The sequence below is a fragment of the Streptomyces sp. NPDC003697 genome (assembly GCF_053587115.1).
This window is the reverse complement of sequence record NZ_JBSFNN010000043.1, coordinates 38476-55145: the sequence shown is the minus strand read 5'-3', so window position 1 is coordinate 55145 and position 16670 is coordinate 38476. Positions and strand designations below refer to the sequence as shown.

Genomic DNA, 16670 nt, shown 5'->3' with positions numbered 1-16670 from the left:
CACTACCTAACTCAACCCGCCCCCCCAAGGGACGCCGGGCCCCGGTCGACCGGGGCCCTTCGTCCGTTCGGGGGGGCGGGCGTCAGGCCTTGACGCGGACGTCCTTGCGGAACTTGGCGGTCAGGTCGGCCGCGGCCTTCAGGTCGGGGCTCTTGCCGGCCATCGCGTCGGCCAGGTCCACGTTCAGGATGACGCCGAGCGTGCTGTGGTCGCCCCAGATGCACACGGGCATGTGGATCTCGCTCGGGCCCGTGGAGGAGCCGCCGTCCGACGAGTCGCCCTTGACCATCATCTCCTGGCACTTGAGGACCGCGCCGTCGAGTCCGGCCGGCTCGAACGCCTTCGGGCTGCCGACCATCTCGCCCTCGTCGTCCTTGGCTGCGTTCTTGTTCGTCTCGGCGAACATCGCGTCGACCACGGCCTCCGGGTCGTCGATCTCGCCGTACACGCCCATGAAGTTGACCATCTTCATGGCCAGCGGGTTGTTCTTGTCGCCGCTCTGGTATCCGGCGTGCACGTCCTTGGCGTTCTTGACGCCGTGCTTCTCGGCGTCCTTGACGTCGCTCTCGTCGAAGCCGCCGCTGTCGACGTCGTTCGCCTTCTTGTACTGGCCGGCGAGGACCGTCGCCGGCGTCGTCAGCTTGTGCGGGCCGTCGTCCGCGACGTCCGAGCCGGCGCCCCCGCCGATCACGAAGTACGCGCCCACCGCGATCGCCGCCACGACCGCCACCGCGCCGATGATCAGGCCCGTCTTCTTCCCGCCGCCTCCCGGGGCCGGCGGCTGCGGGACGCCGTAGGGCTGCTGGCCGTAGGGGTTCGGCTGGGGCGGGACGCCCTGCGGCTGCTGTGGGTAGCCGTAGCCGGGCTGCGGCGGGGCGGGCGGGGCCTGCTGGGGGTAGCCGTAGCCGGGCTGGGGAGCCTGCGGCGGCTGGCCGTAGGGACCCGGCTGACCGTACGGGCCGGGCTGCCCCGGCTGCTGGGGCTGCCCGCCGTACGGGCCCGGCTGGTTGTGACTCATTCCTGGGTTCCCCTCCAGATGCTTATCCGTACCTGACATCCTGGCCCAGGCACCGGCCGCGCAGACCACCGGGGTGCGCACCGTTACACAACAAACGCGTTTCGGGACGGGGCGGTGACACCTCTAAACTGAGCCCGTGACCGAGAACGCTCAGCAGCAGCCACCAGCGCCCCCCATCGAACTGCCGACCCAGTACGCGCCGGCCGACGTAGAGGGGCCGCTGTACGAGCGCTGGGTGGAGCGCGGTTACTTCGAGGCGGACGAGAAGAGCGACAAGCCGCCCTACACGGTGGTCATCCCGCCGCCGAACGTCACCGGCTCGCTCCACCTGGGCCACGCCTTCGAGCACACCCTCATCGACGCCCTCACGCGCCGCAAGCGCATGCAGGGCTACGAGACGCTGTGGCAGCCCGGCATGGACCACGCCGGCATCGCCACGCAGAACGTCGTCGAGCGGGAGCTGGCCAAGGAGGGCAAGTCCCGGCACGACCTGGGCCGTGAAGCGTTCGTCGAGCGCGTCTGGCGGTGGAAGTCCGAGTCCGGCGGCCAGATCAGCGGCCAGATGCGCCGCCTCGGCGACGGCGTCGCCTGGTCGCGCGAGCGCTTCACCATGGACGAGGGCCTCTCCCAGGCCGTCCAGACCATCTTCAAACGGCTCTACGACGACGAGCTGATCTACCGCGCCGAGCGCATCATCAACTGGTGCCCGCGGTGTCTGACCGCCATCTCGGACATCGAGGTGGAGTACCAGGACGACGACGGCGAGCTCGTCTCCATGAGGTACGGCGACGGGGACGAGACCATCGTCGTCGCCACCACCCGCGCCGAGACCATGCTCGGTGACACGGCCGTGGCCGTCCACCCTGAGGACGAGCGGTACCGGCACCTGGTCGGCAAGCTCATCAAGCTGCCGCTGACCGACCGTTCCATCCCGGTCGTCGCGGACGAGCACGTCGACCCGGAGTTCGGCACCGGTGCCGTCAAGGTCACCCCGGCGCACGACCCGAACGACTTCGAGATCGGCCAGCGTCACGACCTGCCGTCCGTCACCGTCCTGGACGAGCACGCCGTGATCACGGCGCACGGCCCCTTCCAGGGCCTGGACCGCTTCGAGGCCCGCTCCGCGATCGTCGCCGCGCTGCGCGCCGAGGGCCGGATCGTCGCCGAGAAGCGGCCGTACACCCACTCCGTCGGCCACTGCTCGCGCTGCAAGACCACCATCGAGCCGCGCCTGTCCATGCAGTGGTGGGTCAAGGTCGGCCCGCTCGCCCGGGCCGCCGGTGACGCGGTCCGCGAGGGCAAGGTCAGGATCCATCCGCAGGAGATGGAGAAGCGCTACTTCGACTGGGTCGACAACCTCCACGACTGGTGCATCTCGCGGCAGTTGTGGTGGGGCCACCGAATTCCCGTCTGGTACGGGCCGAACGGCGAGGTCGTCTGCGTCGGCCCCGACGAGGAGCCCCCGGCCGGCGAGGGCTGGCGCCAGGACTCCGACGTCCTGGACACCTGGTTCTCCTCCGGCCTGTGGCCGTTCTCCACGTTGGGCTGGCCGGAGCAGACCGAGAGCCTCGCGAAGTTCTACCCGAACTCCGTCCTGGTCACCGGCTACGACATCCTGTTCTTCTGGGTCGCCCGGATGATGATGTTCGGCCTGTACGCGATGGACGGCACCCCGCCGTTCCACACCATCGCCCTGCACGGCATGGTCCGCGACCAGTTCGGCAAGAAGATGTCGAAGTCCTTCGGCAACGCGGTCAACCCGCTGGACTGGATGGACAAGTACGGCTCCGACGCGCTGCGGTTCACCCTGGCGCGCGGCGCCAACCCCGGCGTCGACGTCCCGATCGGCGAGGACTGGGTCCAGGGCTCGCGCAACTTCGCCAACAAGATCTGGAACGCGACCCGCTTCGCGCTGATGAACGGCGCGACGGTCCAGGGGCCGCTGCCGGACGCCGCGAGCATGTCGGCGACGGACCGCTGGATCCTCTCCCGGCTGAACTCGGTCGTCGCCGAAGTCGACGCCTACTACGACGACTTCCAGTTCGCCAAGCTGTCCGACGCGCTGTTCCACTTCGCGTGGGACGAGGTCTTCGACTGGTACGTCGAGCTGTCCAAGACGACGTTCCAGGCGGGCGGTGAGGCGGCCGAGGTCAGCAAGCGGGTCCTGGGCGAGGTCCTCGACGTCACCCTGAAGCTGCTGCACCCGGTGGTCCCGTTCGTCACGGAGACGCTGTGGACCACCCTCACGGGCGGTGAGTCGCTCGTCGTCGCCGAGTGGCCGACGGCCGTCTCCGTCCCCGGGGCCGACACCCCGGGCGGTTTCCGCGACGCCGGCGCCGAGCGGGAGATCGAGACGCTGCAGTCGCTCGTCACGGAGGTCCGCCGCTTCCGTGCCGACCAGGGCCTGCAGCCGGGCCAGCGGGTGCCGGCGCGGCTGACCCTCGCCGGCACGGCGCTGGCGCCGCACGAGGCGGCCATCCGCCAGCTGCTGCGGCTGCAGCCGGAGGGCGACTCCTTCACCGCGACGGCGACCCTGCCGGTCGCGGGCGTCGAGGTGGCGCTTGACCTGTCCGGCGCGATCGACGTGGCGGCGGAGCGCAAGCGGCTCGCGAAGGACCTGGCGGCGGCGGAGAAGGAGAAGGCGCAGGCCACGGCCAAGCTCGGCAACGAGGCCTTCCTGGCCAAGGCGCCGGACCAGGTGGTGGACAAGATCCGCACCCGCCTCGCCAAGGCGGAGGAGGACATCACCCGCATCACGGCCCAGCTCGGCCGCCTGCCGCAGGCGTGAGCGACACCGCCTGACCGCGCACACGACGGCAGACGAGGCCCCGGAGCCGCTCCCGGCCCCGGGGGCCCCGCCTGCCTCCCGGGGGCGCCGTCCGTGCGCCTGGCAGGCCGCCGCCGGGGCCTGTCCGCGCCCCGGGCCGTCCGGAGTGGGCCGCCGGGTGGGCGTGCCGGGCCGGGCGGTACGGATGACCCCGTCCCGGGTACGTAGACTGGCTGTTGTGAGCGACCTCCCCCGGCACGACGACCAGCAGCCCGACCCCCTCGACTCCTTCGACGAGATCACCGCGACGGAGACCGACCGCGACCCCGATCTGGCGGTCATCGAGGCCGGCAGCCGCACCCTGCGCACGCAGGGCGGCTCGCCGCAGGCCGAGGCGCCGGCGCGACCGGAGGACCCCGAGGTCGACAAGGCCCTGCGTGAGGTCGAGGGCGAGCTGGCCACCCGCTGGGGCGAGACCAAGCTGGAGCCGTCCGTCAGCCGCATCTCGGCGCTGATGGACGTCCTGGGCGAGCCGCAGCGCGCGTACCCCTCCCTCCACATCACCGGCACCAACGGCAAGACCTCCACCGCCCGCATGATCGAGGCGCTGCTCGGCGCGTTCGAGCTGCGCACCGGCCGGTACACCTCGCCGCACGTCCAGTCGATCACCGAGCGGATCAGCCTGGACGGCGCCCCGATCTCCGCCGAGCGGTTCGTCGAGACGTACCAGGACATCAAGGCGTACGTGGAGATGGTCGACGCCGCGCAGGAGTACCGGCTGTCCTTCTTCGAGGTGCTGACCGGCATGGCCTACGCCGCCTTCGCCGACGCCCCCGTGGACGTCGCGGTCGTCGAGGTCGGCATGGGCGGCAGCTGGGACGCCACCAACGTCATCGACGCCGGCGTGGCCGTCGTGACCCCCATCGACCTGGACCACACCGATCGCCTGGGGTCCACACCCGGCGAGATCGCGGGCGAGAAGGCCGGCATCGTCAAGCAGGGCGCCACGGTGATCATGGCCCAGCAGCCCGTGGACGCGGCGCAGGTCCTGCTGAAGAGGGCCGTGGAGGCCGACGCCACCGTGGCCCGGGAGGGGCTGGAGTTCGGCGTCGTCTCGCGTCAGGTCGCCGTCGGCGGACAGCTGCTGACCCTGCGCGGCCTCGGCGGCGAGTACACCGAGGTCTACCTCCCGCTGCACGGCGCCCACCAGGCGCACAACGCCGCCGTCGCGCTCGCCGCCGTCGAGGCCTTCTTCGGAGTCGGCGCCCAGCGCGCCGAGCCGCTGGACATCGACACCGTCCGCAAGGCGTTCGCCTCCGTCGCCTCGCCGGGCCGGCTGGAGGTGGTGCGCCGCTCGCCCACCGTCGTCCTGGACGCCGCGCACAACCCGGCGGGCGCGCGGGCCGCGGCCGAGGCGATCGGGGAGGCGTTCGACTTCAGCCGCCTGATCGGCGTCGTCGGCGTCAGCGACGACAAGGACGTGCGCGGCCTGCTGGAGGCCTTCGAACCGATCTTCGCCGAGGTCGTCGTCACCCAGAACTCCAGCCACCGTGCGATGGACGCCGACGAGCTGGCCGCGATCGCCGTCGAGGTCTTCGGCGACGAGCGCGTCCAGGTCGAGCCGCGGCTGCCCGACGCGCTGGAGGCCGCCATCACGCTCGCCGAGGAGGAGGGGGAGTTCGCGGGCGGGGGCGTCCTCGTCACCGGATCCGTCATCACCGTCGGCGAGGCCCGACTGCTCCTCGGGAAGGGCTGACTCTGCCGTGCGTACGCTCTGTTCCTCGACGCTGATCGGCGAGTTCTTCGTCATCGCCTTCGCCGCGCTGGTCGCGATGAAGGACCCCGCCCTGTCCACGAGCACGGTGTGGACGGTCAGCGGCATCGCCATGCTGCTGTGCGTGCTGCTGTGCGGCATGGTGACCCGCCGCGCCGGCGTGGCCCTCGGCTGGGCCCTGCAGATCGCGCTGATCGGGTCCGGTTTCGTGGTGCCCACGATGTTCTTCCTGGGGGCGGTCTTCGGAGCGCTGTGGTGGGCCTCGGTGCACTACGGCAGAAAGGTCGACGAGGCCAAGGCCCGCTTCGCCGCCCAGGCCGGCTCCGGTGAGGCTGACGCTGTGTGACAGCGGCGGGGAAGTGCCCTGTAACCTCGTGCCACCGCACACCCCGTGAGGAAAAAGGAGCCCTCCCGTGACCCAGCGCACCCTCGTCCTGCTCAAGCCCGACGCCGTTCGGCGCGGGCTGACCGGCGAGATCATCAGCCGTATCGAGCGCAAGGCCGGCTGGCAGATCACCGCGCTGGAACTGCGCACCCTGGACCAGGAGACCCTGGAGCAGCACTACGGCGAGCACAAGGGCAAGCCCTTCTACGAGCCGCTGGTGGAGTTCATGTCCTCCGGCCCGGTCGTGGCGTTGGTCGTCGAGGGCGAGCGGGTGATCGAGGGGGTGCGCGCCCTGGCCGGCCCCACCGACCCGATCGCCGCCGCCCCCGGGTCCATCCGCGGCGACTACGGCGTGATCGTCCGGGAGAACCTGATCCACGCCTCCGACTCGGAGGAGTCCGCCGAGCGTGAGCTAAAGATCTTCTTCCCCGGCCGGGCCTGAGTCCCCGCCGGCGCCGCCCCGGCGACAGCCTGTCCTGACGCCCCGTCAGTCCGCCGGGGCGCCTGACCTGGGGCGGCCGAGTCCGTCCGACCGCCCATCGGCGTACGCGTGCCGATCGGGGGAACGAATGCCCCCGATGGACCGTCTCCACAAGCGAGGCGGCACGCCACATGCCGACAATGGCGGAGACCCTCGCGCAGTGTTCGTGCAGGCGCGTCTACGATGGAAGCCTTCACGTCACAGCACCCACCTCGCCGACCTGAAAAGCCCTCAAAAGCTTGCGGGTAGGCCAGACGAATTCTGATGGGGAACTCAATGTCGTTCATCGGCCGTGACATGGCTGTCGACCTCGGGACCGCCAACACGCTGGTGTACGTCAGGGGTCGCGGGATCGTACTCAACGAACCGTCCGTCGTCGCGATCAACACGAACACCGGTGGCATCCTCGCCGTCGGCGCCGAAGCCAAGAAGATGATCGGGCGCACGCCCGGCAACATCGTCGCCGTCCGCCCGCTGAAGGACGGCGTCATCGCGGACTTCGAGATCACCGAGCGGATGCTCCGCTACTTCATCCTGAAGATCCACAAGCGGCGGTATCTGGCGCGTCCGCGCGTCGTCGTCTGCGTACCCTCCGGCATCACCGGCGTCGAGCGCCGCGCCGTCATCGAGGCGTCGTCCCAGGCCGGCGCACGCCAGGTGCACATCATCGAGGAGCCCATGGCGGCCGCCATCGGCTCCGGCCTGCCGGTCCACGAGGCCACGGGCAACATGGTGGTGGACATCGGCGGCGGCACCACGGAGGTCGCGGTCATCTCGCTCGGCGGCATCGTCACCGCGCAGTCCATCCGGGTCGCCGGCGACGAGCTGGACAACGCGATCATCCAGCACGTCAAGAAGGAGTACTCGCTCCTGCTGGGTGAGCGGACGGCCGAGCAGATCAAGATCACGATCGGTTCGGCATACGAACTCGACACCGACGAGCACACCGAAATCCGCGGCCGGGACCTCGTCTCCGGACTGCCGAAGACCGTCGTCATCTCGGCCGCCGAGGTCCGCAAGGCGATCGAGGAGCCGGTCAACGCGATCGTGGACGCCGTCAAGACGACCCTCGACAAGTGCCCGCCCGAGCTGTCCGGCGACATCATGGACCGGGGCATCGTCCTGACCGGCGGCGGCGCGCTGCTGCGCGGCCTGGACGAGCGGCTGCGCCGCGAGACCGGCATGCCGATCCACATCGCCGAGGACCCGCTGGACAGCGTGGCGCTCGGCTCCGGCAAGTGCGTCGAGGAGTTCGAGGCACTCCAGCAGGTCCTGGACGCCCAGCCGCGCCGATGACGTGCGGTCATCGATTCCGCCGTACGAGACGATCTCCTCTCGTACGGCGGATCGTTGATATCGACGCATAGGCTGCCCCACGGGCCGCGCGAGGCCCCGGCACCGCACCGCCGCACACACGTCGCCGCGGCGCACCGCCGGGACACCGCACGGGCCGGACACCGCACCACCCCGCACCACCCGAACACCGCACGACCTCGACCCGCGGGCATCCGGGCCCGCGACGCGCTCCCAGACCAATTCCGACGAGGAAGGCACGGCCGCCGCACGTGAGGGACACACGAGAGAGCCGGCTGCTCCTGGTGCTGCTGATCGCCATCGCGTTCGCACTGATCACGGTGGACATCCGCGGAGGGCAGAACTCCCCGGCGGACGGTGCCCGGCGCGCCGCCGCCACCGTCTTCGGCCCGATCGAGAACGGGGTGTCGGCCGCGGTCGACCCGGTCGGCAACGCGGTCAGCGCCGTCCGCGCCTCCGGCGACCGCCACGACCGGCTCGCCGCGCTGGAGAAGGAGAACGCGGCCCTCAAGGCCAGACTCGGCAGCGACGCCCGCAACAGCAGCCGGCTCCAGCAACTCGACAGGATGCTGAAGGTGGCCGGCGAGGGCCAGTACGGCATCAAGGGCGCCCAGGTCATCGCCATAGGGTCGGCGCAGGGCTTCTCCTGGACCATCACCATCGACGTCGGCTCCGACGACGGCATCCGGCGGGACATGACCGTCCTCAACGGCGACGGCCTGGTCGGCCGCGTCACCACGGTCGCCCCCGGCTCCTCCACCGTGCTGCTCGCCAACGACCCCGACTTCACCGTCGGCACCCGTATGGAGGGCACCGACGAGCTCGGCTTCGCCACCGGCCAGGGCGACCGCCCGCTCCGCGTGCAACTCCTCAACGGCAAGGCGGAGGTGAGGAAGGGCGACCGGCTGGTCACCTTCGGCTCGCAGGCCGACGCGCCGTTCGTGCCGGGCGTGCCGGTCGGTGTCGTCTCCCGCGTCGACCCCGCCGGCGGCGACCTGACGCGGACCGTCTACGTCACCCCGTACGTCGGCTTCACCAAGCTCGACGTCGTCGGTGTCGTCGTCCAGGCCCCGAAGAAGGACCCCCGGGACGCCGTCCTGCCGAAGAAGCCCAAGCCGACCCCGACGCCGACCGTGACCGTGACGGTCACCCCCGGCGCGACCACCGAGGACCAGTCCGCCGACGGCAGCCCGACGGACGGCGAGGCCACCGACGAGCAGGCGACCGACGGTCCGGCCACCGACGACCAGGCGACCGACGGTCCGGCCACCGACGACCAGCAGCAGTAGGAGCTCGAAGTCCCATGCGTGTCAACCGGATCCTGCTGTCCACCGCGCTGGTCGTCGTCGCCCTGGTGATCCAGGTCAGCGTTCTGGCCCGCCTGCACCTGCCCGGCGCGGTCCCCGACCTGCTGCTGCTGACGGTGCTCGGCCTGGCCATGGTCTACGGCCACGTCGGCGGAGCCCTCGTCGGCTTCGGCGCGGGCCTGCTCGCGGACCTCGCTCCGCCCGCCGACCACGCCGCCGGCCGCTACGCCCTGGTGCTGTGCGTCGTCGGCTACCTCGCCGGGCTCGTCAAGCCGGACAACGGCCAGGTCAAGTCGGCCCTGGGCCCCATGGCCGTCGTCGTCGCCGCGGCGATCGGCTCCACGCTGCTGTACGCCGGCGTCGGCGCCCTCGTCGGCGACACCGCCGCCCGCCACGTCGGCCTGGTCGGCCTGCTGGCCACGGCCGTGCTCTACGACCTGCTGCTCGCGCCGTTCGTCGTCCCCGCGATCATGGCCCTGGGCCGGAAGGCGGAGAACGACCCGCTCGCCGAGGCCGGCTCCGCGACGAAGGCGGCCGACATCTCCTCCCGCTGGCTCTCGTCCGGCACGGGCCTGCGCGTCGACGGCCGGCGCGGCGGGCTCGGCGGCCTGAAGGTGAAGGCGGCCCGGGCCCGCACGGCCCGCGCGGGCCGCATCAAGGGGGTCAAGCGACTGTGACGACAGCGGAGCCGGCCGCCGCCGGGCCCCACGGGCCCGGCGTACACGACCCGCACGCGGCCCACGCGCACCCACACGACTCGTCCACACGCTGAGAAGGGGGAGGCCGTGCCTCACGCCCACCCGTCTCCCGCCACCGCCCCCGCGGAGAATGGGCCCCGCCCATGACCAACATCCCGGAGACCGGACGGACCCCCCGGGTCCAGACCCGGCTCGTCGTCATCCAGATCCTCGTCCTGTCCCTGCTCGGCACCCTCGGCGGCCGGCTGTGGTACCTGCAGATCCGCAACGGCGCGGAGTACCAGAAGGAAGCCTCCGGCAACCACGTCCAGCAGGTCGTGCAGCCCGCCGTGCGCGGCTCCATCCTGGACGCGCGGGGAGTCCCGCTCGCCGACAACGAGGCCCGCCTCGTGGTGTCCGCCTCCCGCACCGACCTGCTGAAGCAGCACGACGACGGCAAGGCGGTCCTCACCAAGCTCGCCGGCGTCCTCGGCATGGACCCGGCCGAGGTCACGCAGAAGGTCCGGCTGTGCGACGCCGAGACCCCGCAGCCCTGCTGGAACGGCTCGCCCTACCAGCCGATCCCCATCACCGACGAGGCCACCGCGAAGCAGGCCCTGCAGATCCGCGAGCGCGCCGAGGACTTCCCCGGCATCACCGCCGAGCCCGAGGCCGTGCGCCGCTACCCGAGCCCCGGCAAGGCCAACACCGGCCAGGTCCTCGGCTACCTCTCCCCGGTCACCGACGACGAGATCCAGCAGGCCAAGGACACCGACTCCCCCTTCCTGCGCTCCGACATGGTCGGCCGCTCCGGCCTCGAGCGCCAGTACGACAAGGAGCTGCGCGGCAAGGCGGGCGTCACCCGCTACGAGGTCGACAACCTCGGCCGCGTCATCGGCAGGGCCGAGTCGGACCCCGCCCAGGCCGGCTCCCACCTGGTCACCAGCATCGACGCCCGCGTCCAGCGGGTCGCCGAGTACGAGCTCGACCGGGCGATGAAGGTCGCCCGCCAGCAGTTCGACAAGATCACCGGCACCAACTACAAGGCCGACTCCGGCGCCGTCGTCGTGTTGGAGGCCAAGACCGGCCGGGTCGTCGCCATGGCGTCCGCCCCGACCTACGACCCGAACGTCTGGGTCGGCGGCATCTCCGCCAAGGACTACAAGAAGCTCACCGGCAAGAACTCCGACTACCCGTTGCTGAACCGCGCCATCCAGGGCCAGTCCGCGCCCGGCTCGACGTTCAAGGTGATCTCGACGGCCGCCGCCGTGCAGGCCGGATACGAGTTCAACGGCGGCTACCCGTGCACGAGTTCGTACTCCGTCGGCGGCCAGGTCTTCAAGAACTTCGAGGGGGAGAGCTTCGGTCCCATCTCGCTCGGCCGGGCGCTGGAGGTCTCCTGCGACACCGTCTTCTACGGCCTCGCCCACAACGAGTGGAAGAAGGACGGCGGCCTCAACCCCAAGAAGAAGCCCAAGGACTACTTCTTCAAAACCGCCCACCAGTTCGGGCTCGGTGCCGAGACGGGCATCGACCTGCCCAACGAGGTCACCGGCCGCGTCCCCGACCGCCAGTGGAAGGCCGACTACTGGCAGGCCAACAAGGACGCCTGGTGCAAGAGCGGCAAGAAGGACGGCAGCTACGTCGAGAAGATCGCCTACGAGAACTGCCTCGAGGGCAACAAGATGCGCGCCGGTGACGAGATCAACTACTCCATCGGCCAGGGCGACACCCTCGTGACCCCGATCCAGATGGCCGACATCTACGCGGGGATCTCCAACGGCGGCACCCTCTACACCCCGACCATCGGCAAGGCCGTCGTCAGCGCCGACGGCAAGCACGTCACCGAGATCAAGCCCAGGTCCCACGGCAAACTGCCGATCACCAAGGCCACCCGCAACATGATGGACGCCGCCCTCGCCGGCGTCGCCATCCGCGGTACCGCCGCCTGGAAGTTCTCCGGCTGGCCCCAGGACAAGATCGCACTGCACGCCAAGACCGGTACCGCCGAGGTCTACGGCAAGCAGACCACCTCCTGGCTCGCCACCTACACCAAGGACTACGCGGTCGTCATGACGATCGCCCAGGCCGGTACGGGCTCCGGCGCCTCCGGTGAGGCCGTGCGCAACATCTACAGCGCCCTCTACGGCGTCCAGGCCGACGGCTCGATCGACAACCACAAGGCGCTGCTGCCCACCCCGCAGAAGACCCTGCCGAAGATCCAGGCCGACGGCTCGATCACCGCCCCGAAGATCTCCAAGGACCCGGCCGAGGACCAGAGGGCCGCCGAGAAGGACGACACCGCCCCGGACGACGGACAGCCCGCGGCGACCACCGCCTCACCGGATGCCCCCAACCGCAACACCCGCAGACGACCGCGCAGGCGGGGAAGCCGGAGGAAGCTCGCATGACCGGCGCCAACACCTTCTCCGTCTCCGGATACGGGCCCGAGCGCGCCCGCTGGACCCGGGTCTTCGCCCGCGACGGGATGGCCCGCAGGCTCGACTGGCCGATACTGCTCGCCGCGCTCGCGCTCTCCGCGATCGGCTCCGCCCTCGTCTTCTCGGCGACCCGCAACCGCACCGAGATCAACCAGGGTGACCCGTACTACTTCCTCATCCGGCACTGGATGAACACCGGCATCGGACTGGCCCTCATGGTCGGCACGGTCTGGCTCGGCCACCGCGCCCTGCGCAACGCCGTGCCGGTCCTCTACGGCCTGTCCGTCCTCGGCGTCCTGCTGGTGCTCACCCCGCTCGGCTCCACGGTCAACGGCGCCCACTCCTGGATCGTCTTCGGCGGCGGATTCTCGCTCCAGCCCTCCGAGTTCGTGAAGATCACGATCATCCTGGGCATGGCCATGCTGCTCGCGGCCCGGGTCGACGCCGGCGACAAGAAGTACCCCGACCACCGCACGGTCCTGCAGTCCCTGGGCCTGGCCGCCGTCCCCATCATGATCGTCCTGCTCATGCCCGACCTCGGCTCGGTCATGGTCATGGTGATCATCATCCTCGGCGTCCTGCTCGCCTCCGGCGCCTCCAACCGCTGGGTCTTCGGCCTTCTCTCGGCCGGCGCGATCGGCGCGATCGCCGTATGGCAGCTGCACATCCTCGACGAGTACCAGATCAACCGCTTCGCCGCCTTCGCCAACCCCGACCTCGACCCGGCCGGCGTCGGCTACAACACCAACCAGGCCCGCATCGCCATCGGCTCCGGCGGCCTGACGGGCGCCGGACTCTTCCACGGCTCGCAGACCACGGGCCAGTTCGTGCCCGAGCAGCAGACCGACTTCGTCTTCACGGTCGCGGGCGAAGAGCTCGGCTTTCTCGGCGCCGGGCTGATCATCGTCCTGCTCGGCGTCATCCTGTGGCGCGCCTGCCGCATCGCCCGCGAGACGACCGAGCTGTACGGCACGATCGTCGCCGCCGGAATCGTCGCCTGGTTCGCCTTCCAGGCGTTCGAGAACATCGGCATGACCCTCGGCATCATGCCGGTCACCGGCCTGCCGCTGCCCTTCGTGTCCTACGGCGGCTCGTCGATGTTCGCCGTCTGGGTGGCGGTGGGGCTGCTGCAGTCGATCCGGGTGCAGCGGCCCATGTCGGCGTGAGCCCGGCGGCCGCCGGGTGTCCGGCGGCCGTCCGCACCGACGGACCGTGGAGTCGGTCCGGCGGCAGTCGGCCGTCCGGAGCGTGCGGGGCAGTGCCCCGACCGGGTTAGGCTTGATGGTCACCCCCTGTCAGCTCACAAAGGTCCGCGAGATGCCTGCCGAAGCCGCCGAGACTGTTGAGTCTGTGTTTCCGCAGCTCGAAGCACTGCTGCCGCACGTGCAGAAGCCGATCCAGTACGTCGGCGGAGAGCTCAACTCCACGGTCAAGGAGTGGGACTCCTGCGACGTCCGCTGGGCGCTGATGTACCCCGACGCCTACGAGGTCGGCCTGCCCAACCAGGGCGTCATGATCCTCTACGAGGTCCTCAACGAGCGGGAGGGCGTCCTCGCGGAGCGGACCTACAGCGTGTGGCCCGACCTCGAGGCGCTCATGCGGGAGCACGACGTCCCGCAGTTCACGGTGGACAGCCACCGCCCGGTCCGCGCCTTCGACGTGTTCGGCCTCAGCTTCTCCACGGAGCTCGGCTACACCAACATGCTCACGGCCCTCGACCTGGCGGGCATCCCGCTCGAGTCCAGGGACCGCACCGCCGACGACCCGATCGTCATGGCCGGCGGCCACGCGGCCTTCAACCCCGAGCCGATCGCCGACTTCATCGACTGCGCGATCATCGGCGACGGCGAGCAGGCGGTGCTGGAGGTCACCGGGATCATCCGCGCCTGGAAGGCCGAGGGCCGCCCCGGCGGCCGCCAGGAGCTGCTGTTCCGCCTGGCGAGGACCGGCGGGGTGTACGTCCCGGCGTTCTACGACGTGGAGTACCTCCCCGACGGCCGCATCGGCCGCGTCGTGCCCAACAGGTCGGGCGTCCCGTGGCGCGTGTCCAAGCACACCGTGATGGACCTCGACGAGTGGCCCTACCCCAAGCAGCCGCTGGTCCCGCTGGCCGAGACGGTGCACGAGCGCATGTCGGTGGAGATCTTCCGCGGCTGCACCCGCGGCTGCCGCTTCTGCCAGGCGGGCATGATCACCCGTCCGGTCCGCGAGCGGTCCATCACCGGCATCGGCGACATGGTCGACAAGGGCCTGAAGGCGACCGGCTTCGAGGAGGTCGGCCTCCTCTCCCTGTCCTCGGCGGACCACTCGGAGATCGGCGACATCGCCCAGGGCCTGGCCGACCGCTACGAGGACGACAAGATCGGCCTCTCGCTCCCGTCGACCCGCGTGGACGCCTTCAACATCGACCTGGCGAACGAGCTGACGCGCAACGGCCGCCGCTCCGGCCTCACCTTCGCCCCCGAGGGCGGCTCCGAGCGCATCCGCAAGGTCATCAACAAGATGGTCTCCGAGGACGACCTGATCAGGACCGTCGCGACGGCCTACGGCAACGGCTGGCGCCAGGTGAAGCTGTACTTCATGTGCGGCCTGCCGACGGAGACCGACGAGGACGTCCTTCAGATCGCCGACATGGCCACGCGCGTCATCAAGAAGGGCCGCGAGGTCTCCGGCTCGAACGACATCCGCTGCACGGTCTCGATCGGCGGCTTCGTCCCCAAGCCGCACACCCCGTTCCAGTGGGCGCCGCAGCTCTCCGCGGAGGAGACCGACGCCCGCCTGGAGAAGCTGCGCGACAAGATCCGCGGTGACAAGAAGTACGGCCGCTCGATCGGCTTCCGCTACCACGACGGCAAGCCGGGCATCGTCGAGGGCCTGCTCTCCCGGGGCGACCGCCGCATCGGCGCCGTCATCCGCGCGGTGTACGAGGACGGCGGCCGCTTCGACGGCTGGCGCGAGCACTTCTCCTACGACCGCTGGATGGCCTGCGCGGCCAAGGCGCTGGCCCCCTACGGGGTGGACGTCGACTGGTACACCACCCGCGAGCGCGGCTACGAGGAGGTCCTGCCCTGGGACCACCTCGACTCGGGCCTCGACAAGGACTGGCTCTGGGAGGACTGGCAGGACGCCCTCGACGAGACGGAGGTCGAGGACTGCCGCTGGACGCCGTGCTTCGACTGCGGTGTCTGCCCGCAGATGGATACGGCCATACAAATCGGCCCGACCGGCAAGAAGTTGCTGCCTCTGACGGTCAAGAACGCGGGTCCGACGCCGGCTTCGAGTGGTCACGCGCACTGAGGTGAGCGAGGCACTCGATCGGGTGGTTGAGGTGCTGGCGGGGGTGAGCGAGGAGGAGGTGGCTGCGGCGTTGGCTGCGGCCGGCGCTTCGGTCCCTCGCCCGTCGGCGCCGTTGGCGTCCTCCCCGACTCCGCTGCCGAGCCCAAGGAGCGCCTCGCGAATCGTCTCCGAGGTGGAGTGGGTCTGAGGAATCGGCGCCCACGAGGCGACTCCTACGACCGCACGTGCCGTTGGATGCCCCGTCCCATGAGCAGATGAAGGGGAGTAAGACTTCTACCAGGCTTGACAGCTACCAACAGCAGAATCTTGGGCAGTAAGAGTCCGAGCGGGTACTGCGGGCTGCATGGGACGGGGCTCAAGCTAACAGGCCATCTCATTTGGTGCGTTCGATAGTCTGCGTGTGTGGGGATTGTTGAGCGGCTGGTGCCGGATGAGCTGTGGGAGTTGTTCCAGCGGGTGGTGCCCGAGGCGCCGACGCGTCCGCAGGGTGGAGGTCGGCGCCGGCACGGTGACCGGGAGGTGCTGGCCGCGATCGTGTTCGTGGCGACGTCGGGCTGCACGTGGCAGCAGCTGCCGTCCGCCTCGTTCGGGCCGTCGGGAGCGACTGCTCACCGGCGGTTCACGGAATGGTCGAAGGCCAGGGTGTGGGCGAAGTTGCACCGCCTGGTCCTCGACGAGCTCGGTTCCCGTGGCGGGCTGGATTGGTCCAGGTGCGCGATCGACTCGGTGAACATGCGGGCCCTGAAAAGGGGGAACTGACAGGCCCGAATCCTGTGGACCGGGGCAAGTACGGCTCGAAGATCCACTTGATCACCGAGCGGACCGGTCTGCCCATTTCCGTCGGCGTCTCGGGCGCCAACGTCCATGACAGCCAGGCCCTCATCCCGCTCGTGCGGGGCATCCCGCCCGTCCGCTCGCGCCGCGGCCGACGGCGACGCAAGCCGGACAAGCTCCACGGCGACAAGGGCTACGACTACAACCACCTGCGGCGATGGTTACGCGGCCGTGGTATCACGCCCCGAATCGCACGCAAGGGCACGGACTCCAGTCAGCGGCTCGGCCGGCACCGCTGGACCATCGAACGCACCATGGCCTGGCTCGCCGGATGCCGACGTCTGCATCGCCGCTACGAACGCAAAGCCAGCCACTTCCTGGCCTTCACCAGCATCGCCTGCACCCTCATCTGCTACCGCAGACTCACCAATTGAG

General features: G+C 70.4%; 12 protein-coding genes. 11 read left to right on the top strand and 1 reads right to left on the bottom strand.

All coding sequences use genetic code 11. The features are described 5' to 3' along the window. Positions 1 to 82: 82 nt before the first annotated feature. Complete coding sequence (locus tag ACWDNY_RS18685; RefSeq protein ID WP_451646856.1) at positions 83 to 1018, bottom strand: hypothetical protein; 936 nt, start codon at positions 1016 to 1018, stop codon at positions 83 to 85. A gap of 136 nt (positions 1019 to 1154) precedes the next feature. Here ACWDNY_RS18685 and ACWDNY_RS18680 point away from each other — a divergent pair, with 136 nt between their 5' ends. The 11 genes from ACWDNY_RS18680 (at position 1155) to ACWDNY_RS18630 (ending at position 16669) form a co-directional block, all read left to right on the top strand. Beyond that, positions 1155 to 3806, top strand: a complete 2652-nt coding sequence (locus ACWDNY_RS18680; protein ID WP_451646855.1) for a valine--tRNA ligase — start codon at positions 1155 to 1157, stop codon at positions 3804 to 3806. A gap of 217 nt (positions 3807 to 4023) precedes the next feature. Then, positions 4024 to 5541: a bifunctional tetrahydrofolate synthase/dihydrofolate synthase gene (gene folC, locus ACWDNY_RS18675; protein WP_451646854.1), complete on the top strand. Its 1518-nt coding sequence runs from the start codon at positions 4024 to 4026 to the stop codon at positions 5539 to 5541. 7 nt (positions 5542 to 5548) lie between these two features. Beyond that, positions 5549 to 5905 carry a DUF4233 domain-containing protein gene (locus tag ACWDNY_RS18670; protein ID WP_451646853.1) on the top strand — a complete coding sequence of 119 codons (357 nt, stop codon included), beginning with the start codon at positions 5549 to 5551 and terminating at the stop codon, positions 5903 to 5905. A 67-nt stretch (positions 5906 to 5972) separates the two neighbouring features. Further along, positions 5973 to 6386 (top strand): nucleoside-diphosphate kinase, encoded by a 414-nt coding sequence (ndk, locus tag ACWDNY_RS18665; RefSeq protein ID WP_451646852.1) that lies wholly within the window; start codon positions 5973 to 5975, stop codon positions 6384 to 6386. Between the two features lie 315 nt (positions 6387 to 6701). After that, entirely contained in the window at positions 6702 to 7721 is a 1020-nt protein-coding gene (locus ACWDNY_RS18660; RefSeq protein WP_361498878.1) for a rod shape-determining protein, read from the top strand. 269 nt (positions 7722 to 7990) lie between these two features. Continuing rightward, positions 7991 to 9028 carry a rod shape-determining protein MreC gene (gene mreC / locus ACWDNY_RS18655; protein ID WP_451646851.1) on the top strand — a complete coding sequence of 346 codons (1038 nt, stop codon included), beginning with the start codon at positions 7991 to 7993 and terminating at the stop codon, positions 9026 to 9028. A 14-nt stretch (positions 9029 to 9042) separates the two neighbouring features. Then, on the top strand, positions 9043 to 9723 hold the full coding sequence (mreD, locus tag ACWDNY_RS18650; RefSeq protein ID WP_451646850.1) for a rod shape-determining protein MreD: 681 nt from the start codon (positions 9043 to 9045) through the stop codon (positions 9721 to 9723). A gap of 164 nt (positions 9724 to 9887) precedes the next feature. After that, the gene (gene mrdA, locus ACWDNY_RS18645) at positions 9888 to 12134 is read left to right on the top strand and encodes a penicillin-binding protein 2 (RefSeq protein ID WP_451646849.1); all 2247 of its coding nucleotides are present in this window, start codon (positions 9888 to 9890) and stop codon (positions 12132 to 12134) included. Then, positions 12131 to 13330, top strand: coding sequence for a rod shape-determining protein RodA (gene rodA / locus ACWDNY_RS18640; protein WP_451646848.1), 1200 nt, complete (start codon positions 12131 to 12133; stop codon positions 13328 to 13330). Before mrdA ends, rodA begins: the two co-directional genes overlap by 4 nt. Positions 13331 to 13481: 151 nt before the next feature. Continuing rightward, positions 13482 to 15461: a TIGR03960 family B12-binding radical SAM protein gene (locus tag ACWDNY_RS18635; protein WP_451646847.1), complete on the top strand. Its 1980-nt coding sequence runs from the start codon at positions 13482 to 13484 to the stop codon at positions 15459 to 15461. A gap of 408 nt (positions 15462 to 15869) precedes the next feature. After that, positions 15870 to 16669, top strand: a protein-coding gene (locus ACWDNY_RS18630; protein ID WP_451646860.1) for an IS5 family transposase whose coding sequence is annotated in 2 segments (ribosomal slippage) — positions 15870 to 16205 and positions 16208 to 16669 — 798 coding nt in all. Because the reading frame shifts where the segments join, the coding sequence is not laid out codon by codon here. Position 16670 lies beyond the last annotated feature (1 nt).

What these genes read in the sequence shown, in the direction of transcription:
- ACWDNY_RS18685 (WP_451646856.1), bottom strand. Translation starts at nt 1,018, where the DNA reads ATGAGTCACAACCAGCCGGGCCCGTACGGCGGGCAGCCCCAGCAGCCG.
- ACWDNY_RS18660 (WP_361498878.1), top strand. Translation starts at nt 6,702, where the DNA reads ATGTCGTTCATCGGCCGTGACATGGCTGTCGACCTCGGGACCGCCAAC.
- mreD (WP_451646850.1), top strand. Translation starts at nt 9,043, where the DNA reads ATGCGTGTCAACCGGATCCTGCTGTCCACCGCGCTGGTCGTCGTCGCC.
- mrdA (WP_451646849.1), top strand. Translation starts at nt 9,888, where the DNA reads ATGACCAACATCCCGGAGACCGGACGGACCCCCCGGGTCCAGACCCGG.
- rodA (WP_451646848.1), top strand. Translation starts at nt 12,131, where the DNA reads ATGACCGGCGCCAACACCTTCTCCGTCTCCGGATACGGGCCCGAGCGC.
- ACWDNY_RS18635 (WP_451646847.1), top strand. Translation starts at nt 13,482, where the DNA reads ATGCCTGCCGAAGCCGCCGAGACTGTTGAGTCTGTGTTTCCGCAGCTC.